The sequence below is a fragment of the Ochrobactrum sp. 19YEA23 genome (assembly GCF_029909865.1).
Lineage (GTDB): Bacteria > Pseudomonadota > Alphaproteobacteria > Rhizobiales > Rhizobiaceae > Brucella > Brucella gambitense.
Map to the genome: position 1 here is coordinate 22,998 of NZ_JASAMQ010000017.1, position 21,975 is coordinate 44,972.

Here is a 21,975-nt window from a genome sequence, read left to right on the forward strand (position 1 = left end):
GGAAAGTCCCTATTCATAGCAAGGTTACTAGAGCATAATCCGACCGGAGTGAAACGAGGATCGATAAGATTATGCTTGAAATAGAAAGGGTAGAGCGCCGATCTGATTCATTCAGATCGAAACGCGATCTAACATGAGCGAAGCGCCACGTCATTAGTAAAGCTAATAGGGTCAAGAAGTATTATTCGTTTGTCTGATTTATGAACATCGCTTACCCGTCAGTGATACACAAACGGGAGATTTGTCATGAGAGCACTAATCCTAAAAGAACACGGCCCGACCAGCAATTTCGAGGTCCAGGACATCGAAACTCCTCGCCCGGGTCCGGGGCAGGTGGTTGTCCGGATAGCAGCGGCTTCGCTCAACCCGATCGATAACAAAATCCGCGCAGGTCTTCCTATCGGCCCAGAACTTCCGTCTGTGATCGGCTGCGACTTCGCTGGAGTGATCGCGACGATCGGGGATGGCGTTGAAGGCTTTTCAGTCGGAGACGAGGTATTCGGCTGCGCTGGCGGCGTGAAGGGACGCGGTGGCGCTCTTGCCGAGTACATTGCCGCAGACCAGGAGTTGATCGCGAAACGGCCATCGAACATTTCAGTGAAAGAGAGTGCGGCGCTTCCTCTGGTGTCGATTACCGCAACAAACCTGCTTGAGCGCCTACAACTGCGTGAAGATGACAACCTTCTCATCCATGGCGGCGTAGGCGGCGTCGGGCACATCGCGCTTCAACTCGCGAAGCGTATCACCAACTCGATCACAGTGACTGTCGAGAATGAGGATGACGCACGCGTTGCACTTTCGCTGGGTGCCAGCGAAGCGATCTTGTTCAAGCAAGAGAGCCCTGCCGAATACAAGCAGCGTCTGACCGAGGGGCGAGGCTTCTCCGCTATCATCGATACAGTCGGTGGTCCGAACCTCATAAATTCCTTCGAGGCGGCCTCCCTCGACGGACGCATCGCAACGACGGCGGCAAGGGCCACCCTGGATCTCGGACTTGTCCACGCCAAGGGCCTCACATTGCATGGAATTTTCATGCTCATCCCGATGCTCCATAATCACGAGAAAGCCAAGCACGGCGAGATCCTGAGGAACATAGCCAAGATAGTCGAGGCGAGTCAGCTCAGTCCCATTGTGGATGATCGCAGCTTTTCGCTGGACCAAGCGCCGCATGCTTATGACGAGCTGGAAGGTGGGCGTGCGAAGGGCAAACTGGTCATTGATATCTAGAGCGTTTCATCTTTTGACGGAATCTTATCAGGCATTATCGAGATAGTTTTGGCAATCGGCGGGCTGGATGGTTGCGACCAAGCTGCCGATATGACGCTATGTGTGGGCGATGGCGCGCTTTTGCGCATTTCTCACCCAATGTTTAATCTTGGAGATGGCCTGTTCGATCGTACTTAGGTCCGGCGAACAGGGTGGCAAGAATGAGAGCCGCGCACCGGCCACTTTGATTAATTGGTGGATGGTTGCCGACTTGTGGCGTCCAAGGTACGGGCGGATGTCGGACATTCGCCTGTAGCCGCAACGACCTTTCCAGATATTTCAGTGACTGGCGCCTGGTCGTTCGGCACTTCCCTGGCGCTACTCACCTTCGACGGCGTTGCGTTTCCGCCACAGCCTTCCACCATTTTTCATGGAAGGCTGATCCGCCGTTTTTACGCTGCGGCCATATCCGCGGTGCTTCCAGTGTGCTTCCACGTCTGACTCTGGAAACGACAAAAGCCTCCTTACGGAGGTTTTAACATATTGTATTTGTTGTTGTTTCTTGGTTGCGGGGGCACGCAAATACCGATACCGACATTCGGTGAAGGTAGCGATCTAGCAACGCTGTTGGTTTCGCTGGCCTACATGCGACAACGGCAAATCGCGCATTTCGCGAAGTGCTTGGCATCACCGTCATGGAGTATCTCGCCCGTTATCGTCTGGCGCGTTCGATGCAGAGGCTTGCAGAAACGGATGACGCCATTCTCGAAATCGCCCTTGATTGCGGTTTTGGTTCCACACCCAGATTTTATGAAGTGTTCAAACAACGCTTGGGCAAGTCGCCCCGGCAGTTCCGATTATGTACGAGACAAAAGATCTAGAAGAGGTTGCCTCGGAATGTTTCGCCTCTTCGGGCAACTTCAACATAATCATTTCTCGGCTGATGAACCCCGGAAAATTCCAGCCCAATATCCCAAAATCGGAAGCTCGTCATTTTCATAAACACTTGGCCATCAATAAATATCGGCCTTCTATACCCGAGGGCTGATAGCCAATTTTTTCATATAGATATCGCGCAGGATTATTGGTAATGACCCCCAGTTCCGCCAAGGCACACCCGGCGAGTCGAGCTTCACTCTCGAAACGTTCTAACAGAGCCAAGCCGAATCCCTTGCGTCTGAATGCAGTAGCAACATTCACCGACGCAATTAGCGCTTTGTCGCCTTCGCGCTCCCAAAACAGATAGCCTGCCCGCATGCCCTGCAACTGTGCAACTGTTGTGTTGGGAAGGCTGTCAATCCATTGTTCGAGGTGACGCTCAGTATTTTCCTGCCATCTGGTTAGCTGATCATTTTCAAGCTCTTCAATGTAGTGTTTTTCCAAGCGATAAATAAAAGGAACGTCAGTTGGTAAACCGCGGCGAAGCTTCATATGAGAATCCGTTATAGTTTGTGCCGCAATGATCCCGAGTTACGCGACATGTGATTGATGAGAAGATGTTGAGCGAGTTTCCACTGAATGAACTCGGCCTCTACGTGTGTTAGGACTGGGCGCTGCCCTGCAAACGGCACCATCTTCAAAGCCGACGGACCAGTGGAACATGCTGATTGTGCGCCGATCGACATCATAGAACTGCTCGCCTATATCTGGTGAATAGAAGTTATCGGATTTTAAGTCCGTTTCCTCTTTCACCTTACATAGCGTTGCCTCGGATGGATTCCCTCCATACTCAATTCCCTCGGCGATTTGGTACCACGCAACAACGTGGGTGCCATTTCGACAGCCGGACCGTTTGAGGCGAGATGAGGATGGCTTTGGCCGCCAGCATGTCCTCGGCCATCTGCAGGCTGAGAGGGAAACGAAAGTAGAGCCACATAGCATGAGGCATGATCTTGGCTGGGAAACCATAGCGGCGATGAACCAGCTTACGGTTTGTCATGCTTCGTTTTCCCACACCGTCAAGTTTACGATGTCCTTCCAAGGTCATCAGTCGCGCGCCAAGGCTTCGATCGGGTCCAGCTTTGCCGCATTGCGGGCGGGAAGGAAGCCGAAGACGATTCCGATCAGGGTTGAGCAGGCGAAGGCTACCATGATGGAGCCCGAAGAGAAGATCATTTTGAAGTCGGGGCTCAGCAAATTGAAGAGAGCACTGATCCCGAGGGCGAGCATCACTCCCATGAAGCCGCCGACGAGGCAGACCAGAATGGCCTCGATCAGGAACTGGGAGAGAATATCGCTGCGGCGCGCGCCGACGGCCACACGAACCCCGATCTCCTTGGTACGTTCGGTCACGGACACCAGCATGATGTTCATCACGCCGATGCCGCCGACAATCAGCGAGATAACAGCGACCGACGAAATCAGAAGCGTCAGGGTTTGCGTGGTCGCCTCGATAGTCTCGCGAATGGTCGCCGAGTTGGTGAGGAAGAAGTCTTTCGCGCCATGTCGACGCTCGAGAAGGCGCGAAACTGCGGCCTCGACATTGCCCGGATCAACATCGTCTCTGATACGGACCGTTATACCGTCGACGTTCGGACGACCCAGCATGCGGCCCATGACGGTTGTGAAAGGCGCATAAACGGTCAGTGTATCAACAGCCGGGCCGAAGGAGTTTTCCCGTTTCGTCACACCCACGACCCTCGCCGGCATTGTGCCCAGAAGGATGACCTGCCCCACCGGGTTTACCCGGTCTGGAAACAGGTCTCGCGCAGCATTTGCATCGATCACCACATTCTGGCTGTAGGCGATAATGTCCTGGGCATCGAACAGTTGTCCATGTGCCAGATCAAGACCCCGTACACGAAAGAAGTCGGCGCCAACTCCGGTGACTGACGCATTGACGGCCACAGCGGCGCGCTTGACAGTTACGCTCGTCGTAACGGTTGGTGTCACGCTGTCGACATAGGGCTGGTTCACCAGCGCTTCGGCATCGGCGGGAACCAGCGTCCGTATCTTGCCCGCTTCCAGATCGCCGAAGCCTTTTCCGACCCGCACCTCGATCGTGTTGGTGCCGAGCGAACTGATACTGCTCAGGATTTGTTGCTGCGAACCGGCTCCCAGTGCCGAGATAGCCGCCACTGAGGCGATACCGATGATGATGCCGAGCATGGTCAGAAGCGAGCGCATCTTGTGCGCCCAGATCGCCGCGCCCGCCATACGAAAGGCTTCGGTCACCCGATCAATTGCGCCACGCCAGCCAGCGCCCGGCGCGTGCTCGCGGATGGGACGGGCCGTCGCGGCGGATTTGGATATATTGCGCTCGTCGGAAATGATAACACCGTCGCTGATCTCGACAACCCGATCCGCGTGTTCGGCGATCTTCTTGTCGTGAGTGACGAGGATGATGGTATGCCCTTCGGCATGAAGCTCGCGCAGGATCTTCATGACTTCGGCGCCACTGTGCGTATCCAGCGCTCCGGTCGGTTCATCGGCCAGAATTATCTCGCCGCCATTCATCAGGGCGCGGGCGATCGACACCCGCTGCTGCTGGCCGCCCGAAAGCTTGCCCGGGATATTGCCCGTCCGCTCGGCGAGGCCCAGCCGGGTCAACAAGGATATCGCTCGCTTGTGCCGGTCGGATCGGCTACGTCCGGCATAGATGGCCGGCACCTCGACGTTGCTGGCCGCGCTGAGATCGCCAAGCAGATGATAGCGCTGGAAGATGAAACCAAAACGCTCACGGCGTAGCGCCGCCAGTTCGTCCACGGACATCTTCGAGGTCTCGCGCCCTTCGATCCAGTAGCTGCCGTCCGTCGGACGATCGAGGCAGCCAAGGATGTTCATCAGCGTCGACTTGCCGGAGCCCGAGGCGCCAATGATGGCCACCATCTCGCCGGCCTCGATGTCGAGGTCGACGTCTTTCAGCACCCGCACCATCTCGTCGCCTGCGGGGAAAGCGCGGGATACCCCACGTACGCGGATCAGTGGTTCCGTCATAACGCTCCCTACCGCTTCGCCGCGGCCAGTTGAGCCTGACCATCCGTGCGTTCGTCCGTGGATGCTCCCAGGACGATGGTGTCGCCTGCCTGAAGACCGCTAAGGATCTGGATGTCCGCGCCGTTATCGATGCCGACCTGGACCTGCCGGATCTGGACCTCGCCCATCGCGTCCAGTATGCGCACACGCGCCGTATCGCCGGCCCGGGGCGCCCCTTCCACTGCACTGAGCGGAACCAGGACGGCGCCGCTGACGCGGCTCAAAACGATGGACACCTGCGCCGTCATTGAGGGCCGCAGGACCCCGTCGGCATTCGCCACGTCGATCAGCCCGGTGTAATAGACCGCGCCGTTGGGTGAGCTAATCCGGCTAGCAGCGGCGTTGCTCTCGTTTGCGATTGAAGCTGGGGCCGGCTCTACCTGTCGCAACTCCCCATCGAAGCGGCGCTTTGGATCACCAAGGATGCTGAACCATACCGGCAGGCCCCGTTTGACGCGCACGACGTCAGCCTCGGAGATATCCGCGCGCACCGTCATTGTGTCCAGGCGCGCGATCATGACGATAGTCGGCGCAGTCTGCAGGGCATTTACGGTTTGTCCTTCGTCAGTGACGATCGCGACCACAGTGCCTGCGATTGGGGCGGTAATGCGGGTATAAGCCAGCTCTATGCCCGCAGAATCGAGCGCGACCTGGGCCTGGCTGATCTGGGCGTCCAGCGCCTGAACCTGCGCCCGCTCACTGTGTAGCATGGCTACAGCCGCGTCATGCTGGGCGCGTGGCGTCGAACCGCCTGCCAGCAGCTCACGCTGGCGCTCGAAATCCTTTTCGGCTTTCCCCAGACTGGCTAGGCGCGCGGTATGGATGGCGCGGATGTTGGCCAGGGCGGCCTCCCGGTCCCGCAAGGTATTACGCCGGGTCTTTGAATCGATCTCGGCCACCAATTGGCCAGCCTCGACGATGTCGCCGATCTTGACAGCCAGGCGCTCAATGCGACCCGAGGCCTGGGCGCCGACACGCACCAACTCGAGCGGTTCGAGAACTCCGGTCGCCAGCACCACCTCTTCAATGTCGCCCGTTCGCGCTTGCGCGGTCACCAGTTCAAGCTTTACCTGCGGACGCAGAAACAACAGCCAAACGCCCAGCAGACCGACAAGGATTGCCGCCGCCAGGATGAAACGCTTGCGGGTAATGTGTCGTGTCATTTAGTCGTGGCCCGTGCTATTGAAATTTGCGGGCTTTCTCTGTCACGGAAGTTACCTGAAAATTACGGGGAGCCGTCGTCGCGCCTATCCGTTTGGCAAGCACTGTAAAATCAACCGATCGGCAAAGAGTGTTTGCAATGTGGATGGCGTGCCAGCAATTGCCCGTCAAGCATCAAGCGATCGCGGTCGTGCCCAGCCGACGTCGACGGATGAAGATGCCTTGACCTGTTGGCGCAGGCGACGGCACCTACCACTGCTGGAAAACGCGCTTCTCGCGCCAGCGCACGGCAAATGTGCTGCCCTTGCCTGGAGCGGACGAAAGCTCAACGTAGCCGCCGTGACGGGTCACGATCTCGTTGACCATGCTGAGCCCCAGGCCCGCACCTGAGCCGTGAGGGCTGACCCGGTAGAACGGTTCGAATATGCGCGATTGCTTATCCCCGGCAATTCCGCAGCCCTGATCCGCGACCGTCACGCTGCCGTCAGCCTCAATACTGACCGATATCTGTCCTCTTCCGCCTCCGTACTGGACTGCATTACGGACGAGATTGACGAATGCACGCTCCAGAGCTTCGGCATCGCCGGGAACGAACAGGTTTTCCGCATCGCTGTCGAACGAAATCTCGTAACCTTTGGCGATCGCCAGGGGAGCAAGGTCGGCAACCACCTTCGACACAACGCAGTTGAGATCGACAGGAGCATTCTGCTGGGGCTTCTGTCGGTACTTCTCGGTATCGAGAAGCTGGTTCGCAATTGCTGTAAGTCGCTTGATGGCCATCTGCAGGTGGGTCTTGTCAGAACTTGGAGAAAGCGTATCAATCCTCACCTGCAGGACAGCGATCGGCGTTCGAAGTTCATGCGCCGCGTTAACGAAGAAACGCTCCGTCGCCTCAAAGCCATTATCTAGACGACGCAGCGCCCTGTTGATGTCGCGCACGAGTCGAAGCACCTCATTGGGCAATCCCCGCTCTTCCACCAGGGAGCCACGTGTGTCGAGATCTATCCTGTCGAGACGAGTCGTCAGATCGCTGAAAGATCGTAAAGCCCAGCGTGTGACAAAAGGGGTGCCAATGAGCGAAATAGCGACGAGGATCAGCGCCGGCACGCCGATGGCAAGGTTTCCCAACAGCATTGTCACACCATATTGGGACATCGAAACACCGCCGGCAAAAATCGTCGCCTCACCGGCGTCTGTGTCGAAACGCTCCATGCGGGCGACACTCAACGGATCGTCTAGATCACCATGAAGTTCGACACTTCTGAATGTCCGCAAGAATGGCATGTTGTCGGCAATTTTCCCGGGAGGCACGCCATGTGCCAGAACGATATCTTTGCCCAGGTCTGCCACGAACCACAGATCAGACGCTTCCTCCATAATCTCTTTGAGCCCGGTCGTCGGAACCAGATGGGGTCGGCCATTCGGCTCGAGACGGACCGAGTCTGCGATTTCTTGAGACAGCCAGATGGACGTGATCGCCACATCGGGCTTGAGGCCGGAAAGGAGATAGAAAACCAGGCTGAGCGATGCGATGACCGCGCAGAGCTGCAGGACAATAAAACCAAAAGTGAATCGCCAGCGAAGGGATGTGCTGGTCATCCTATTTCTGCTCATGAAGGTAGTAGCCTATGCCACGAATGTTCTTGATAACAATGTCGGCATCGGCTTCGACAAGCTTTCGGCGCAGGCGAGACATATTCGATTCCAGTGAGTTCGATTGGATTTCGTCGTCAAAGGAATAGACCTGCCCCTCAAGGGACGAGCGCAACACGGTGCGACCACGGTTTCTCAGAAGAGTTTCGATGATGAGCAGTTCCCTGCGGGTGAGCGCAAGCCTGACGCCGTTGACATGCACATCGCATGAAACCCGATCATAGGTAACGTTTCCTGCCGACAGGACGAATGGGCCTGCTGTCGGCACCCGCCTCAGCACAGCGCTCATTCTGGCAATCAGTTCGGGAATTTCGAACGGTTTCGGCAAATAGTCATCGGCACCGTCATTGAGGCCGGAAATTCGCTCGTCGGTTGACCTCAGAGCAGAGATGATGATCGATCGCGTATTTGAACCCGTACGGTGCAAATCGGCGAGGAAGGTACTGCCATCGCCATCCGGCAGTTGCCGGTCGATAAGGACAATATCGTAATCCGCCAGGGCGATTGCTTCCCGCGCCATCGCCAGATCTCCAACAGCGTCCAGCACGATGCCATGCTGCGAGAGGGCCGTCCTCAAGGCATCCGTCATTTCCGGATCGTCTTCGATAAGCAGAAGTTTCATAGTCGCCTAATCAGTCAAGTTCCTGACTATCATTCCCAATGGTCTCTATAGCGAATCTACTGCTCCGCTTCAGATAAACTCGACGTTCGTGCCATCCTAAACCTCAAGTTGATCGATATCATAAAACTGCGATGGACATGGAGACCGGAGAAACCGAAGTCCGACCGGTATCCGTCTCGCCTTTGGCTTGCGCCACGCAGGCCGGAATCTTTATCGGCAGCGACCGTAATAATCCCGATATCTGCAATCGTAGTTTCGGCGGTCCCGCTGTTCCCAGCGGTCGCGACGGTTCTTGTCATTACGTTCGCGGATGTTTCCTACCACGGCCCCTCCCGCGCCACCTGCCGCAGCTCCCACTGCAGCACCTTCCCAAGTGCCACTTGCCAGCCCACCAATGATGGCGCCACCCGCCGCACCAATGCCTGCACCCTTTTCCGTCTGGCTGCACGCTGTCAGCATCAAGCAAACGAATATGCCTGAAATAATCTTTTTCATGTCTGTCCTTTCGATCATCGCCGCGACGATCACCATTCGATCATTGAGGCGCACCAACGCAGAGACCTATGGCCGCCGAAAATTACATAGAAGTTACGTAGAATCGTCGACAGTGACACCGACGCATTTCATCCCTGTTAGAACCCTTGATCTGCAGGGACACGGTGATCGTGCTCAAAACGCTCGCCTTCCCATTGCGTCAGGGAGGAAAGGCCCGATCAATGCTTCGCACGTCCATACCGTTCACCGAAGCTTCGCCGTACCCAACTGACGGCCAAACTGGAACCAAGACAATGTTCCTGCAGGCGGCGACGACGGTCGGTGCCCGGACGAGTGGACAGAGGAATATGAGAGTTGAAGATAAGAGCCCGCGCAAATCGGACGTCTGCTGTTTCCATACGCTGCTGCAACGATGCTTTTGCTTCAGGTCGCCAGGAACCCCGACGACATCAGCCGGAAGGCTTCTATTGCTTTGGGCAGTGTTGCATGCGGATCGTCACTCGCCGCGACCCAAAGTGCTGCATTCAGAGCCGCCCCATTCAGCAGGCGTGCCGCGGCTTCAATGTCAACTGGCTTGAGAACAGCAGCCTCGGACATTTTGGCCAACGCAACGCGGGTATCCTCAAGACATGCGCATTGGCTGGGCCATTGCGATGGATCGCCCAGAAAGGCCGGCCCGTCTAACAGCACAATACGCTGAATTTCGGGATCAAGTGCCGCCTCGATGTAGGCTACGCCCTGTGCTTCCAGCGCTGCCCAACCGGTTACTGCCTTTTCTCCTGCCAGCCGAGCGCGCTCGGCCATCTCTCCATCGATCTGCGCCACAACTACGGCCAACAACCCCTTCTTGTCGCCGAAATGATGATACAGAGCACCTCGCGTAAGTCCGGCAGCAGCCGTAAGGTCGTCCATTGACGCTGCAGCGAAACCCTTCTCAGCAAAGGCGCGCCTTCCTGCAGCGATCAGTCTAAGCCGGGTTTCCTCCATCATTGAAGACCGGTTTCTGGACGTGTCTCTCACCACTAGGTTGCCTTTCTGTCACACACCCGATTGACATACGAACAGTATGTCAAATACACATACGTATCGTATCTGAAACCTTGCCAAGTGTGAAGGCTCTCGAACCCACGAGGTAATAATGACGACCCCTACCCCTGTTTTCCCCGCCGACCGCCATGCTCTTTACGAAGCGCATGGCTATTCGGCTGCAATTCGATCCGGTGATCTGCTTTTCGTATCTGGGCAGGTCGGCAGTCGAGAAGATGGTAGTCCTGAACCAGATTATCCGGCGCAAGCCCGCCGCGCCTTCGCCAATCTCAAAGCCGTCCTATCAGCAGCCGGATGCGGCTTTGCCGATATCGTTGATGTGACCAGCTTTCATACCGATCCGGAAAAGCAGTTCGAGGCCTTCATGACGGCGAAGGCCGAGGCCTTCCCAGAAGCGCCCTATCCAAACTGGACAGCTGTTGGAGTGAACTGGCTTGCAGGGTTTGATGTTGAGATAAAGGTTATCGCGCGCATCCCCTCCGTGTCATAAAATTGAGTGACCGCGTTTTGGTCCGTTGCCCCACCGGCATAACTCGCCCGATTAAATGGGCGGGCGAGTTGTGGAAACGGAGCGTCACGCGGGACGACCGAGGCCGCATCGTTTTAAAGCTGTGCGCCAATAATCATGGGCTGTTCGCCCTTATCGTCAACCGGATCGTCTTCGCCATCGCTGAAGTAAAAAACAGTGGATCTTCAGTTCCCGCTGCGGTTCTTCATGTTAAATGGCCGCGACCACAGGGCCTGAAACCAAATTCCCCGGGAGCCGAACCATTCAGACGACCGCATAGGTGATCAGCCATAGGCCGTTGAAAACGACATGCACGACAAGGCCGGGCCAAATCGAATTTGTCTTGCGAAACAGCAGGCCGGTGAGGACGCCTATAAGAAATGCGTTGAGGAAGACCACACTTGGCCCGTGAATGGCAGCAAAGATGAATGCACTGCCGCCGACGCCGGCCCATCCGCCATAGCGATTCAAAGCGTTGGCGACGACGCTGCGAAACACGGCTTCTTCGCCAAACGGCGTAAGAATCGCGCCACTCACCAGCAATATGAGAAACGAGAGCGCCCCATCAGTTGCGGCGGCCCGAAAATCTGCCTGAGTGTTTTGCTCGGCGATGTAGGTGAAATAGACGGCCTCCAAGACATGACTGATGCCGTAGGCCGCAATCCCAATCACCACGCCCGCAAATAGCCATGCCACAGCAACGCGGCAAAAGCCGAATTTTCTTAGGCTGCGGATGCGCATGGAAATCGCCGCTGCTAACGCGAGAACTCCGGCTATACCATTAGCCACCATGCCAAAATTGCCACGTAATACGGCATACTCGTCGGAAATCCGTGCCATCATGACGGCGATGACGGCTAGCAGCATCAAATAGATGAGCAAAGCGACTGCGACTTCTGGCCAGCCGGGCCGGGACAATTGTATCCCCTTGCTGCGAATTTTCATTCCCGTCTCCCTTGTATTCTCATGTCTGCTTTTGGGCGACACGAGCACCGCTTCGATCACATCGCAGCTAGGGCAACAGAATTACGCGAAGATTACAGCCAGATGGGGTGCAAAGTCCTGGCCTGAACGTATTTTAACGGCTGCGACACGCTGATCAGGGCCGGCCGACGCTTGCAATCCAACCACGAAAAGACAGAGCAGCATAAAACAGGGCGATTTCCGTAAAGCCGGCTTCGCGCAAGAAACTCTCTTCATCGGCGGGAGATAATAACGTCAACCGCTCGATCATCATCCTGCCTGTGGTCTCGGCCTTCTCCCAATCAAGCCCGTCTCGGTCACCAAAGGCGACGGATCGCGTCATCCACCGAACAGGGTCGGGGTCAGGAGCCGTATGCTCAGTGATAATAAGGTTAGCCCCTGGTGTGAGACGGCGCCGGATGCCCTCCAGCGTTCGTAGCCGTTCGCCTCCGTCGAGATGATGGAGGGTCAATAGGCAAGTTGCACCATCGAACGGGCCATCGGGGGCCTGCGCAACCGTGCCCTTGCGTAGATCAACACGATCGGCGACAGGCTGAAGCATCTCATGCGCCAGGTCCAGCATTGGCCCGGAGGGATCTACTCCGGTGAAGCGCCAGGCCGGTCGCGCTTCGGCCATGGCCCTAATTTCCATACCTCCCCCCGCCCCGACAACGAGGATATGGGCGGCTTCCGGTGCCTCTTCGGCCAGAAGCAGCATCGCCATGCGATGAAGATCGTCTAGACCCGGCACAATGCGTCGGACATTTTCGACGTAAGAGGCGACAGTGACTTGATCGACAAAAGGGGTGTGCTTGGGAGTCATGGCTATTCCCCTCCGAATACCAGGGACCTATGAATGGCGAGCGCGGCCATGACCCCATCCGCACAGGCGAAGGTAACGGTGGCGGCCATACGCGTGGCGTCGCCAGCGGCGTAGACCCCTTCAATGCTGGTGGCTTTCATCTCGTTGACCGAAATCACCGATCCCAACGGGCCTTGCTCCATCGAGCAGCCGAGGCGTTCGGCGATGTCGCTGCTCAAGCTGTTGGGCGGTGCGATAAACAGCGCATCGACGGCAAATTCATTGCCGTCGCCCAGTCGGACAGCCGAGAGGGCTGTTCCGTTCCCCACAAGACGCTCCACCGGTGAAGGCTCGATCACCACGCCGCGCTGTTCGAGCATCGATGCTTCCCCGGCTTCGAGAGTTCCACCATTCATAAAGAACGTAGTCGGGCCCCATTCGGGGATTAGGCTGGCCTGATGCACTGACATTGGCGACAGGTTGAGAACTCCCAGTCGCAAGCCGCTGAACTCATAACCGTGGCAATAAGGGCAGTGAATGACCGTCTTCCCCCAACGTTCGGCGATCCCAGGCAAGCTTGGCAGGATGTCGGAGACGCCGAAGGCAAGCAGTAGCCTTGCGGCTGCTGCGGTCTCTCCTGTTTCAAGCATCACCTGAAAAGCGCCATCCCGCTGTACCACATCGAGAGCCTTCCGGTTTTGAAACTGCACGGTAGGATAGGCCGCCACCTGCCCGCGCATCGTGTCGAGCATGGTTTTCGGATCGCTACCGTCCTGAGCAAAGAAGCCGTGAGAGGCGACTGCGAAGCGGTTGCGCGGCGCGCCGGTGTCGAGCACGAGCACAGATCGTCGGGCGCGCCCGAGGTAAAGCGCCGCCGACAGGCCCGCGAAACTCCCCCCGATAATAATCGCGTCGTAAAACATGCGGTTTTCCCTTCAAGAGTATGATGACCGCCCCGTTCGAACTGGACACGGGCACACCAAGACATGTATCATCAGAAGATACATAATCGCACTATCGTCATGTATCAATAAAAGATACGAAAAATGTCGTATTTCATTTATGGCTATGTGGTTCGTACCGTCACCATGAGAAGTAGAAAGGCTAAGCGATGAACAGGGATACCCGGCTGTCGGACGTTCTCCATGTCCTGCTGCACATGGAGCAGGCGGGTGCCCCGCTCACATCTGAGGTTCTGGCGCGCAGTATGGGAACGAACCCGGCAGTTTTCCGGCGCACTATGGCAGGGTTGCGCGAAGCAGGCCTCGTGCATTCATGCAAGGGGCATGGCGGGGGGTGGCAGTTGGCGCGGCCGCTCTGTCAGATCACACTTCTGGACGTCTACGAGGCGCTCGGACGACCCAATCTTTTTGCCATCGGCAATCGCAGCGAACAAGGACCTTGCCTAGTGGAAAGGAACGTCAATACCGTGATGGCGGACACAATGGCCGAGGCCGCGGCGCTGTTCGACAAGCACTTCGGCGAATTGACGCTGGACCGGATCGCCCCCACCCAGCCCGTGCCGGTATCTGTGCATACCGAAGAATGACGCTGGCGTCTGGTGTCACCCAAGCGCCTCGGGTGCCAAACATCACCGATTGCTCACTATAGTGCGACAACGCCGCCGAATGCCACGTTACTCCAAACGGCGTTCTTAAGGCAGATGATCCGAAAGCCTGACGCGGATGTATACTTGAGCGCCTTCGTGAATGAATGGCCTTGCAGCGAAATCGATGCCTTCATGCCGTGGCACTACGAGGCTTGGACAGTCCAGCTTGCCGATTGCTGCCGTTGGACCGCCTCTTCTCTCTAGGCTTCACAGGGGGCTTGAAAGCCAACCTGGCGGATGATAGTTGCCCCACCTTCTCGTGATCATTGATGAAGTCCATCTGCCCCTTCCGAAGGCTTTAGGTCAGGTGCTAGACGGATATGTTCGGTGGCAGCGAGTTCGAGGATGAAGCGGTCAATAAAGAGACTGACGCGGCGGTTCGTGGCAAGGCCGGTCGCACGGATCAGGTACAGCGGTTTCGGGACGATGTAATATTCAGGCAAGATGGTCTCGACCTGACCACCCGCCAGAAGATCTGCGACTAGAAAACGAGGGGCCTTGGCAAAACCCATATGGTTCTGGACCGCATGCACCAGAAGATTTGGCATCTGAGCGGCGAAGGCAACGGTTACAGGAGCCGTCTCGCTATCGGAGAAAACGATCTTGTTCTCATCGGGATCGTCTCTGTACTGGATATAGTCAAGGGACTCCAGATCCTTCCGCGTCCGGGGCCGACCCACCCGATCAAGATAAGCTTTCGAGGCGACAAGGCATAGATCGATATCGGCGAGCTTACGCGCTGTGCCGTTTCCAACCGCACTCAGACTTGACTGTATCGCAAGATCAAACCCGGATTCGGTCAGATCGGTCACGTTATCGCTGGCATGCAGGTCAATCTTCAGCTTGGAATATCGGCTTTGAAGATCAGCCAGCACCGGCGCTAGCACGGTTTGCGCCATCAGAAGGGCGCAGGAGATCGAGACGCGACCTTCGGGTACGGATTTCAGGTCAGCAAGCGCATCCTGCATTTGCGACAGGCAGTCCAGCACCTCCGCACCGTGGCTGGCGACGAGTTTGCCTGCCTCGGTGGGACGGATGCCATTCCGGCCGCGTATCACCAAAACCAGCCCGAGCGACCGTTCCAGCGCGGCAATCTGCTGACTGACCGCCGATTGGGTGATCCCGAGTCGTCGAGCGGCAGCGGACAAGGACCCTGTTTCGCAGGCGGTGACCAAGGAGTGGATGGCAGCAATATTTTCCATAACATCTGCTTATGATAACTATAATTATCCCCGCGATATGACGAGCATAGCATTATAGATACTTATGTTTTGAACCTGGCGCAATGGACACTACGAAAGGATCTACAATGCCTGTTTCGAGACGGACTTTCGCAAAACAAATAGCTCTGGCTCCAGCTGTGCTGGCGGCGCCAGCACTTCTGCGTCTTGGTGGTAAAGCCCTGGCCAAGCAAGACGGCGAAATGCAGATTTCACACTCCCAGCGCCGTGTGGTGGGTGAGATCGAGGTTATCGCCCTTATGGACGGTGTGATCCAAAGACCTCCGACAATGATGCCTGGCTATGACGAAGACGAGGCAGGCGCAGCGGCGAAACGAGCGCATCATCCTCATTCTCCGGATACGATGGCACTGGGTATCAATGCCTTCGTTATCCGAACCAGAAACCGGGTGATTGCAGTCGATACAGGATCGCCAGCGGGGCTTGCCCCAACGCTCGGCAATTGGCACGCAGCGCTGGCAGCGGCGGGAATCCACATCAACGACATCGACACGATATTCCTGACGCACCTGCACCCTGACCATGTCGGGGGCATGACGGACGTGCAGACAGGTACCGCAAGGTTTCCCGAGGCAGAAGTCATCGCCTCTGAAACAGACTGGCAGTTTACCCACGATGAAGCGGTTTACGGCTCCTCGTCAAAGGAGGTTCGTGAAGGCCTGCATATCTCGCGTGCTAAGGTCGCCCCGTACGATCAACAGAAACGATTAATCAAGCCGGATGCCGAGATCGCACCAGGCCTCAGGACAATGGCCCTGCCAGGGCACACGCCGGGTCACATAGGGTTGCGGGTGGATAGCGGGAATGAAAGCCTCTTATTCTGGGGAGACGTGCTGATTGCCCCGGCATACCAATTTGCCAATCCTGATTGGGCTTTTGCGCTGGACACCGATCGGAGAGCGGCCGCGGCCACGCGCAAGAGAATACTGGACATGGTGGCGACGGACAAGTTGATGGTCGCTGGTGCGCATTTGGACTTTCCGGGGTTCGGATACGTCGATCGCGCCGAACAAGGATACCGCTTCGTTTCCGCTCCTTGGGACTATCGGATATAAAAATATGCTTTAAGCCCATGCGGCTAGAAAACCGAGAGGCATCGATGTCGACCTGTATTCAAGGACGAAAATGCATGCAAACATTGCCAGCATTATCATTCAAAGAATTCGTCATCTATCTTTCTTATCCCCTGCCCCGCCGCGCCTTTGCAAACCCACGATCTGTGGCGATGAACCGCTCCAGCATCGGCACGATGAGCCGGACGGGATCGGCAGTGGGCTGGCGACTTTCGCGGGCCAGCACCTCTGCATAGGCGATCAGATCACGGTGGAGCGAACCGGGCAGTTCCACCGTCACTTTCACGGGTTTGTCTTCAACGAGTGGCCCAAGTTTCAGCTTCGTCATAGTCAATTCCTGTAGGGTTCGAGTACCAGGTCGCGGGTGACGATGACCCTGACGGGATAGCCAGGTCGGATGGTCAGCGTTGGGGCAACCTGCAACTGGCGCTGGACGATCTGCTGTCCGGCCTGATTGATGGTGTCCTGTGCCCCGTCGCGGATGGCGCGGATCAGGCGGTCTTCGTCGTCGGTCGCCAGTTCCGTGCCGATGCCGAGCAGCGTGGAAAGGCCCGCGGCTTTCATCAGATCCCACCAGTGGTAATCGACGCCATCTTCAAGACCGGCATAGCCGGAAGCGTCAGCACCCGGCTGGCGCTCCAGCACGATAGAGCGGCCATTGGGCAGGATGAGGCGGTTCCAGACCAGCAGCACACGGCGCTGGCCGAACTGCACTCCGGCGTCATACTTGCCGATGATGCGGGTGCCCTGCGGGATCAGGAGCAGGCTGCCGGTCGGGCTATCATAGACATTTTCCGTGACCTGCGCGGTGATCTGGCCAGGCAGATCGGAACGGATGCCGGTAATCATCGCCGCCGGGATCACGGCCCCTGCCTGAAGGATATAGGGAGACGCGGGTGCCATGATCCGATCCATGGCAACGGTCTGACGATCCACCGGCCCGTTCAGGAATGCCGTGTGTCGGTCCTGCGTTGCGGGCTGACCGCCAAGGTCAAGGCCCGTAAGGCCCGGCATGTTAGAGCCTGGTGTCGTCGCCGTCCTTTGGCCCGACTGGAAGAACACGGTGCTAAGACGTGCGGCTTCTTCCTCGGCGAGACGACGCTCCTCGGCAGGATCACGAGCAGGTGTTGCCATAGCGGGCGGCGTAACGGGTTGCCCCCTGTTCTGAGCGTCAAGGATCGGGCCGCCAAGGTCGCCCGGCAAAGCTGGTCCCAGGACGGGGCCAGTATAATCGCGCGGCAGACCGGCCAGCCCGTCCGCTGTGGGGCGGTTCTCGGTTGAATAAAGTTCCTCGCCATCTCCACTCATGTCGCGGGTCTGGAGCGCATAGATCAATGCGCCGCCAATGCCGAGGAGCGCGACGGCACCCACACCGGCCAGCATCTTGCGCGACAGCCGGGTGACGCGCGGCGGCTCGGAGCGCAGACGCATGGGAGGCGCATTGGTGGTCGTCTCTTCGCTCATGACGGATTCTCCCCGGTCTTTGCAGGCTGGGCCGCCTGCCTTTGTTCAACGCGGACGATCCTGACGGTCTGCTGGCGATCGCCGCTGCCAAGGCGCAGCTCGGCAGCCCCGAACAGGCGATCCACGATCAGAATGTTCTGGTGAATGCGGCTGTTGACGATCTGCGTTTCGCCCTCGGAGCCTATGACGAAGATCGGCGGCATCTCGCCCTGCACGATGCCGCGCGGGAAGACGACATAGACACGGCGTCCATCGTCAAAGACGGAAATCGGCCGCCACGGTGGCGTGTCTCCGGTCAACCCGTAACGATAGTTGCGGGCCGTCTCGACAGGAATGATGGGGGCTGCCGGAACGCTCTGGCGCTGACCGGCAGGTATCGCGGGATAGGCCCAGGCCACAGCGGGCATATAGAGCGCCGCGCGGGCGCGAAGCTCGATGAGATAGACGCGGCGATCCGTGCTGATGACAAGATTGGTGGAAATATCCTCACGGGTCGGTTTGACGAGGATATGGACGCGGCGGCTTGTACCTGATCCGCTTTCGGTATCACCAATGATCCATCGGGCGGTGTCGCCTGCCGCAATCGGCCCCGCGCCGGTCAGGCTTTCGCCGTGTTCAAGTGCGATTGTCGTGATCTGCCCCGGTGCGGCATACACCTGAAACAGCGCCCCTTCCGACCAGGGGTAGATCTGGATGGCGTTGTAATAGCTTTCCCGGCGCGGTTCGACACGGGCGGCAGCATTGGCATTCTCGACGCGGCCAGTCGGCGTTCCGGCAGCGGTTCCGCCGCGCGCCACAGTCCATGCCGGGGGTGTGTGCAAAGGCCGGGGCCGGTCATCAGTGACGGCTGCTGACACCACGGGCATGGCGGGTACATCAGCATCATAGCTGAACTGCGGGGTGCGGTTGGTTGCGCAACCGGCCAGCATCGTGGCGGACAGCAACAAAACCGCCAAAGCGGGTTTACGGAGAACCGGCAAGCCGGAATTGCGGGCCATCATGCGGGTCATTGGCTCATCTCCCGCGACCATGAAATTGCATTGACGTAGATGCCGAGCGGATTGGCGCGCAGGCGTTCCGCATCGCGCGGCGTCTGGATCACGATGGTCAGGATTGCGGTCCATCGCTCGGTGGTGGAGAGTTGGCCGTTTTCGTAATGGCGTTCGGTCCAGGCGACACGGAAGCTGTCATTCGAGGCGCGGATGACGCTGGAAACCTCGACCGCAATCTGCTGCCGACCGACCTTTGTGAACGGGTCGTTGGCGCGGGCATAATCATTGAGGGTTACAGCACCCCGGTCCGTGGTGAACTCATAGGCGCGCAGCCAGTTCTGCCGCACGATGATGGCGTCGGACGGGATCGAGCGCGTCTGCTCGATGAAGCGGCCGAGATGGAACGCAATCTGGGGATCTGTCGGACGATATTCAGCCACGGCAGGCGCGACGGCCTGCGACTGGCCGAGATTATCGACCTGCACCACCCAGGGCACTACCGTCCCGCGTGCTGACTGCAAGACAAGGGCAGAGGCGAAGCCGGCCGAGAGAATCAGCGAACCGAAGGCCATGATGCGCCAGTTCCTTGCCTGCACGCGAGCCGAACCGATACGCTCGTCCCAGGCTTGGGCAGCTTTCTGATAGGGCGTCTCGGGTTCGGGCGATTTGCCGTAATGGGCAGATGGACGTTTGAAGATGTTCATGAGCGGTCACTTTCAGAAAGATTGATGGAGGAGCCGCCGCCATGGCTGTCGCCGGAGCGCACGGCATGGGCGGCCATCGACGTGCCGTGGCTGAGTGTCTGTTTGCGCTGCATCTGCTTTGCCCATGCCGGAGAGCCGCCAGCCTGCGCGGCGGGTGACGGGGCAGCGCTTGCAGCCTCGTTTGCGCCTCCGACTGTTCCAGCCGTCGAAGAGCCGCCGGTGACGCCGAAGCCGGCACGCGCTCCGTCGGAAAAGCTGGACTTGATGCTTTCGGAGGCTTTGGAAGCCGCACGTTTCAGGGGCGATGCGGCGGCGGAGCCTGCCGCACGGGCAACACCGCCCAGACCGGAGGCGACGCCGGCAGCACCAGACTGGCCAAGCGAACCGACACTGTAGGCGGCGCTCGCCGCACCTGCGGCGGCAGCACCACCCCGGACGGCAGCCGCTCCACCAGAGAGCGCAGCAGCTCCTCCCTTCGCGGCCATGCCAGCGGCGGCGCCCCCGGCAATCATCATGCCGCCTGCGGCGAGGCCGGTTCCGACGGCAGCACCGGCGCCAAGCTGCGGGCCGCCGGAAACCAGACCGGAAGCGATGCCGGGACCGAATATGCCGAGGCCGAGAAGGGAAAGGGCTGCCAGCACGATCGCCATGGCATCGTCGATGGTCGGCGTCACGCCGCCGAAGCCTGCCGTGAACTGTGAAAACAGGGTCGATCCGATGCCGATGATGACGGCCAGGACCAGCACCTTGATGCCGGAGGAAACGACATTGCCGAGAACGCGCTCGGCCATGAAGGCGGTCTTGCCGAAGAGGCCGAAGGGGATCAGCACGAAGCCTGCCAGCGTGGTCAGCTTGAACTCGATCAGCGTGACGAAGAGCTGCACGGCGAGAATGAAGAAGGCGAGCAGCACCAGCACCCAGGCAAACATCAGGCAGGCGATCTGGATGAAGTTCTCGAAGAACGACCAGTAGCCCATCATGTCGGAGATGGATTCGAGCAGCGGGCGACCGGCATCAAGGCCGGTCTGCGCCACCTTGCCGGGACGCAGCAGATCGGCGGCGGAAAAGCTGGTGCCCGATCCCTTCAGGCCCAGACCCGCAAAGCTGTCGAAGATGATCTGGGCGAGATTGTTCCAGTTGCCGATCAGATAGGCGAAGACACCGACGAAGAGCGTTTTCTTGACCAGCCGAGCGATGATGTCGTCATCAGCACCCCAGCTCCAGAACAGCGCCGCCAGCGTCACGTCGATGACGATCAGCGTGGTGGCGATGAAGGCGACTTCCCCGCCAAGCAGACCAAAGCCACTGTCGATATAGCTGGTGAATACGTCCAGAAAATTGTCGATGACGCCGGTGCCACCCATGGTTCACTCTCCCCCGTTCTGATGAGGGGCGGCTGGCACCGACGTCCGGCCGAGAAAGCGGTCGCGGTTCTCGGCCCAGGTGGCGAGGCAACCGGGATCACTCACGGCGGCCTCACCTAGCTGCTGGCAACTGCGCAGGCTCTGGCGCAGCGGATCGGCAGAGGGCTGAAGCGATGGCACCGGTCGGTTCTGCGCCGGTTCATCCTCGCGGGTCATTTCGATCACCGTTGCGGTGATGGCGATGGCAACGAATATGATCGCGCCCAGTCGTGCGAGCATCTTGTCGTCCATGTCGCGCCCCTCCTGTCCGGTCAGTTGTTGCCGTTGCCGAACATCCGGGCATTGCCGGGCTGGTAGCCCGATCCCGGCGTCAGGAAGCGCTCACGTTGGACGCGGCCCTGTTCGGCGGCGGTGGCACGCTCGGCCTCGATCAGCGCCTCGGACCGGCCATTCGCCGACATCAGCGCGATCAGGTCGGAAAGTTGCTGCGACTGGAGGGCGAGAAGCTGATTGCCCGCCTGCGTAGCCTGCAAAGCGCCGGTGGCGTTCTGGCTCTGGCCGACCAAGGCCGACATCTCGGCACGATTGGTGTCGATATTGCCGACCACGCCGGCCTGCACACGCATGGCATCCTGCAAACCGCCAACTGTGTTCTGCCAGCGCAAACGGGCATCTTCGACAAGCTGGGTGTCGGTGGCCGACAGCGAGACATTGCCGTATTTTTGGCTGAACATCTGATCGACGTTCTGCACGTCGAAGGCGATGTTCTGCGCCTGGGCGAGAAGCTGCTGTGTGCGGCTCACGTTCTGCTGCAAGGTCTGGAGCGAGGAATATGGCAGGCTGGTCAGGTTGCGCGCCTGATTGATGAGCATCTGTGCTTCGTTCTGAAGCGAAGTGATCTGGTGGTTGATCTGCTCCAGCGTGCGCGCGGCGGTCAGAAGGTTCTGCGCGTAGTTGGTCGGGTCATAGACGATGCGACCGAAACCGAATTGCGCGTGGGCCGGGCTGGTCAGCAGGGGCGAGAGCGCAAGCGGCGCGGCAAGCAGTGTTGCGGCCATGAGCATGGCGCGCGAACGGGAAAGACGGATAGTCATGG

Annotated in this window: 23 protein-coding genes and 2 pseudogenes; 5 read left to right on the top strand and 20 right to left on the bottom strand. The window is 58.5% G+C overall.

Annotation, left to right across the window (positions count from 1 at the left end; genetic code table 11):
- Positions 1-246 precede the first annotated feature (246 nt).
- Positions 247-1,227 carry a zinc-binding dehydrogenase gene (locus tag QBD01_RS24660; RefSeq protein ID WP_182522669.1) on the top strand — a complete coding sequence of 327 codons (981 nt, stop codon included), beginning with the start codon at positions 247-249 and terminating at the stop codon, positions 1,225-1,227.
- A 27-nt stretch (positions 1,228-1,254) separates the two neighbouring features.
- Here QBD01_RS24660 and QBD01_RS24665 read toward each other — a convergent pair.
- Positions 1,255-1,491, bottom strand: a pseudogene (locus tag QBD01_RS24665) (transposase); the annotation flags it as partial.
- 362 nt (positions 1,492-1,853) lie between these two features.
- Between QBD01_RS24665 and QBD01_RS24670 the strand changes: the two are divergent.
- A pseudogene (locus tag QBD01_RS24670) lies at positions 1,854-2,087 on the top strand (helix-turn-helix transcriptional regulator); the annotation flags it as partial.
- Between the two features lie 115 nt (positions 2,088-2,202).
- Here the strand turns inward: QBD01_RS24670 and QBD01_RS24675 are convergent.
- The 8 genes from QBD01_RS24675 to QBD01_RS24710 all read right to left on the bottom strand — a co-directional run bounded on the left by QBD01_RS24675 (position 2,203) and on the right by QBD01_RS24710 (position 10,099).
- Positions 2,203-2,637, bottom strand: a complete 435-nt coding sequence (locus tag QBD01_RS24675) for a GNAT family N-acetyltransferase (protein ID WP_280994936.1) — start codon at positions 2,635-2,637, stop codon at positions 2,203-2,205.
- A 298-nt stretch (positions 2,638-2,935) separates the two neighbouring features.
- Positions 2,936-3,145 carry a hypothetical protein gene (locus tag QBD01_RS24680; RefSeq protein WP_392391475.1) on the bottom strand — a complete coding sequence of 70 codons (210 nt, stop codon included), beginning with the start codon at positions 3,143-3,145 and terminating at the stop codon, positions 2,936-2,938.
- A gap of 47 nt (positions 3,146-3,192) precedes the next feature.
- Positions 3,193-5,142, bottom strand: coding sequence for a MacB family efflux pump subunit (locus tag QBD01_RS24685; protein WP_280994937.1), 1,950 nt, complete (start codon positions 5,140-5,142; stop codon positions 3,193-3,195).
- A gap of 8 nt (positions 5,143-5,150) precedes the next feature.
- Entirely contained in the window at positions 5,151-6,344 is a 1,194-nt protein-coding gene (locus QBD01_RS24690; RefSeq protein WP_280994938.1) for an efflux RND transporter periplasmic adaptor subunit, read from the bottom strand.
- 247 nt (positions 6,345-6,591) lie between these two features.
- Complete coding sequence (locus QBD01_RS24695; protein ID WP_280994939.1) at positions 6,592-7,941, bottom strand: HAMP domain-containing sensor histidine kinase; 1,350 nt, start codon at positions 7,939-7,941, stop codon at positions 6,592-6,594.
- Position 7,942: 1 nt separating this feature from the next.
- Positions 7,943-8,617, bottom strand: coding sequence for a response regulator transcription factor (locus QBD01_RS24700; RefSeq protein ID WP_280994940.1), 675 nt, complete (start codon positions 8,615-8,617; stop codon positions 7,943-7,945).
- Positions 8,618-8,827: 210 nt separating this feature from the next.
- Complete coding sequence (locus tag QBD01_RS24705) at positions 8,828-9,112, bottom strand: YMGG-like glycine zipper-containing protein (protein WP_280994941.1); 285 nt, start codon at positions 9,110-9,112, stop codon at positions 8,828-8,830.
- A 423-nt stretch (positions 9,113-9,535) separates the two neighbouring features.
- On the bottom strand, positions 9,536-10,099 hold the full coding sequence (locus QBD01_RS24710; protein ID WP_280994979.1) for a helix-turn-helix domain-containing protein: 564 nt from the start codon (positions 10,097-10,099) through the stop codon (positions 9,536-9,538).
- Positions 10,100-10,250: 151 nt separating this feature from the next.
- Here QBD01_RS24710 and QBD01_RS24715 point away from each other — a divergent pair, with 151 nt between their 5' ends.
- Complete coding sequence (locus tag QBD01_RS24715) at positions 10,251-10,649, top strand: RidA family protein (RefSeq protein ID WP_095445553.1); 399 nt, start codon at positions 10,251-10,253, stop codon at positions 10,647-10,649.
- 282 nt (positions 10,650-10,931) lie between these two features.
- On the opposite strand, the gene QBD01_RS24720 is transcribed toward QBD01_RS24715, so the two are convergent.
- The 3 genes from QBD01_RS24720 to QBD01_RS24730 all read right to left on the bottom strand — a co-directional run bounded on the left by QBD01_RS24720 (position 10,932) and on the right by QBD01_RS24730 (position 13,355).
- Entirely contained in the window at positions 10,932-11,612 is a 681-nt protein-coding gene (locus QBD01_RS24720) for a type II CAAX endopeptidase family protein (protein ID WP_280994942.1), read from the bottom strand.
- A 154-nt stretch (positions 11,613-11,766) separates the two neighbouring features.
- On the bottom strand, positions 11,767-12,453 hold the full coding sequence (locus QBD01_RS24725) for a class I SAM-dependent methyltransferase (protein WP_280994943.1): 687 nt from the start codon (positions 12,451-12,453) through the stop codon (positions 11,767-11,769).
- 2 nt (positions 12,454-12,455) lie between these two features.
- On the bottom strand, positions 12,456-13,355 hold the full coding sequence (locus QBD01_RS24730; RefSeq protein WP_280994944.1) for an NAD(P)/FAD-dependent oxidoreductase: 900 nt from the start codon (positions 13,353-13,355) through the stop codon (positions 12,456-12,458).
- Positions 13,356-13,543: 188 nt separating this feature from the next.
- On the opposite strand from QBD01_RS24730, the gene QBD01_RS24735 reads away from it, so the two are divergent.
- On the top strand, positions 13,544-13,981 hold the full coding sequence (locus QBD01_RS24735) for an Rrf2 family transcriptional regulator (protein ID WP_280994945.1): 438 nt from the start codon (positions 13,544-13,546) through the stop codon (positions 13,979-13,981).
- 323 nt (positions 13,982-14,304) lie between these two features.
- On the opposite strand, the gene QBD01_RS24740 is transcribed toward QBD01_RS24735, so the two are convergent.
- The gene (locus tag QBD01_RS24740; protein WP_280994946.1) at positions 14,305-15,243 is read right to left on the bottom strand and encodes a LysR family transcriptional regulator; all 939 of its coding nucleotides are present in this window, start codon (positions 15,241-15,243) and stop codon (positions 14,305-14,307) included.
- Positions 15,244-15,350: 107 nt separating this feature from the next.
- Here QBD01_RS24740 and QBD01_RS24745 point away from each other — a divergent pair, with 107 nt between their 5' ends.
- On the top strand, positions 15,351-16,337 hold the full coding sequence (locus QBD01_RS24745; protein ID WP_280994947.1) for an MBL fold metallo-hydrolase: 987 nt from the start codon (positions 15,351-15,353) through the stop codon (positions 16,335-16,337).
- 124 nt (positions 16,338-16,461) lie between these two features.
- Here the strand turns inward: QBD01_RS24745 and QBD01_RS24750 are convergent, their stop codons facing one another.
- The 7 genes from QBD01_RS24750 to trbJ are packed head-to-tail and all read right to left on the bottom strand — an operon-like array spanning position 16,462 to position 21,973.
- The gene (locus QBD01_RS24750) at positions 16,462-16,683 is read right to left on the bottom strand and encodes a DUF2274 domain-containing protein (RefSeq protein ID WP_280994948.1); all 222 of its coding nucleotides are present in this window, start codon (positions 16,681-16,683) and stop codon (positions 16,462-16,464) included.
- 2 nt (positions 16,684-16,685) lie between these two features.
- On the bottom strand, positions 16,686-17,819 hold the full coding sequence (locus QBD01_RS24755; protein WP_280994949.1) for a TrbI/VirB10 family protein: 1,134 nt from the start codon (positions 17,817-17,819) through the stop codon (positions 16,686-16,688).
- On the bottom strand, positions 17,816-18,829 hold the full coding sequence (trbG, locus tag QBD01_RS24760) for a P-type conjugative transfer protein TrbG (protein ID WP_280994950.1): 1,014 nt from the start codon (positions 18,827-18,829) through the stop codon (positions 17,816-17,818). Before trbG ends, QBD01_RS24755 begins: the two co-directional genes overlap by 4 nt.
- A complete protein-coding gene (gene trbF / locus QBD01_RS24765) occupies positions 18,826-19,515 on the bottom strand; it encodes a conjugal transfer protein TrbF (RefSeq protein WP_280994951.1) in 690 nt (229 codons plus the stop codon). The genes trbG and trbF overlap by 4 nt, the downstream gene beginning before the upstream one ends.
- Positions 19,512-20,879, bottom strand: a complete 1,368-nt coding sequence (trbL, locus tag QBD01_RS24770; RefSeq protein ID WP_280994952.1) for a P-type conjugative transfer protein TrbL — start codon at positions 20,877-20,879, stop codon at positions 19,512-19,514. Before trbL ends, trbF begins: the two co-directional genes overlap by 4 nt.
- 3 nt (positions 20,880-20,882) lie before the next feature.
- Positions 20,883-21,170 carry a putative entry exclusion protein TrbK-alt gene (trbK-alt, locus tag QBD01_RS24775; protein WP_280994953.1) on the bottom strand — a complete coding sequence of 96 codons (288 nt, stop codon included), beginning with the start codon at positions 21,168-21,170 and terminating at the stop codon, positions 20,883-20,885.
- 20 nt (positions 21,171-21,190) lie between these two features.
- Positions 21,191-21,973, bottom strand: coding sequence for a P-type conjugative transfer protein TrbJ (gene trbJ / locus QBD01_RS24780; RefSeq protein WP_280994954.1), 783 nt, complete (start codon positions 21,971-21,973; stop codon positions 21,191-21,193).
- Positions 21,974-21,975: the final 2 nt, after the last annotated feature.

Bases quoted from the DNA above. Each gene is read 5' to 3' on its own strand.
- QBD01_RS24705 (WP_280994941.1), bottom strand. From the start codon at position 9,112: ATGAAAAAGATTATTTCAGGCATATTCGTTTGCTTGATGCTGACAGCG.
- QBD01_RS24755 (WP_280994949.1), bottom strand. From the start codon at position 17,819: ATGAGCGAAGAGACGACCACCAATGCGCCTCCCATGCGTCTGCGCTCC.
- QBD01_RS24685 (WP_280994937.1), bottom strand. From the start codon at position 5,142: ATGACGGAACCACTGATCCGCGTACGTGGGGTATCCCGCGCTTTCCCC.
- QBD01_RS24730 (WP_280994944.1), bottom strand. From the start codon at position 13,355: ATGTTTTACGACGCGATTATTATCGGGGGGAGTTTCGCGGGCCTGTCG.
- QBD01_RS24720 (WP_280994942.1), bottom strand. From the start codon at position 11,612: ATGAAAATTCGCAGCAAGGGGATACAATTGTCCCGGCCCGGCTGGCCA.
- QBD01_RS24660 (WP_182522669.1), top strand. From the start codon at position 247: ATGAGAGCACTAATCCTAAAAGAACACGGCCCGACCAGCAATTTCGAG.
- QBD01_RS24740 (WP_280994946.1), bottom strand. From the start codon at position 15,243: ATGGAAAATATTGCTGCCATCCACTCCTTGGTCACCGCCTGCGAAACA.
- trbL (WP_280994952.1), bottom strand. From the start codon at position 20,879: ATGGGTGGCACCGGCGTCATCGACAATTTTCTGGACGTATTCACCAGC.
- trbG (WP_280994950.1), bottom strand. From the start codon at position 18,829: ATGACCCGCATGATGGCCCGCAATTCCGGCTTGCCGGTTCTCCGTAAA.
- QBD01_RS24675 (WP_280994936.1), bottom strand. From the start codon at position 2,637: ATGAAGCTTCGCCGCGGTTTACCAACTGACGTTCCTTTTATTTATCGC.
- QBD01_RS24700 (WP_280994940.1), bottom strand. From the start codon at position 8,617: ATGAAACTTCTGCTTATCGAAGACGATCCGGAAATGACGGATGCCTTG.
- trbK-alt (WP_280994953.1), bottom strand. From the start codon at position 21,170: ATGGACGACAAGATGCTCGCACGACTGGGCGCGATCATATTCGTTGCC.
- QBD01_RS24690 (WP_280994938.1), bottom strand. From the start codon at position 6,344: ATGACACGACACATTACCCGCAAGCGTTTCATCCTGGCGGCGGCAATC.
- QBD01_RS24750 (WP_280994948.1), bottom strand. From the start codon at position 16,683: ATGACGAAGCTGAAACTTGGGCCACTCGTTGAAGACAAACCCGTGAAA.
- QBD01_RS24715 (WP_095445553.1), top strand. From the start codon at position 10,251: ATGACGACCCCTACCCCTGTTTTCCCCGCCGACCGCCATGCTCTTTAC.
- trbJ (WP_280994954.1), bottom strand. From the start codon at position 21,973: ATGACTATCCGTCTTTCCCGTTCGCGCGCCATGCTCATGGCCGCAACA.
- QBD01_RS24695 (WP_280994939.1), bottom strand. From the start codon at position 7,941: ATGACCAGCACATCCCTTCGCTGGCGATTCACTTTTGGTTTTATTGTC.
- QBD01_RS24745 (WP_280994947.1), top strand. From the start codon at position 15,351: ATGCCTGTTTCGAGACGGACTTTCGCAAAACAAATAGCTCTGGCTCCA.
- QBD01_RS24680 (WP_392391475.1), bottom strand. From the start codon at position 3,145: ATGACAAACCGTAAGCTGGTTCATCGCCGCTATGGTTTCCCAGCCAAG.
- QBD01_RS24735 (WP_280994945.1), top strand. From the start codon at position 13,544: ATGAACAGGGATACCCGGCTGTCGGACGTTCTCCATGTCCTGCTGCAC.
- QBD01_RS24725 (WP_280994943.1), bottom strand. From the start codon at position 12,453: ATGACTCCCAAGCACACCCCTTTTGTCGATCAAGTCACTGTCGCCTCT.
- trbF (WP_280994951.1), bottom strand. From the start codon at position 19,515: ATGAACATCTTCAAACGTCCATCTGCCCATTACGGCAAATCGCCCGAA.
- QBD01_RS24710 (WP_280994979.1), bottom strand. From the start codon at position 10,099: ATGGAGGAAACCCGGCTTAGACTGATCGCTGCAGGAAGGCGCGCCTTT.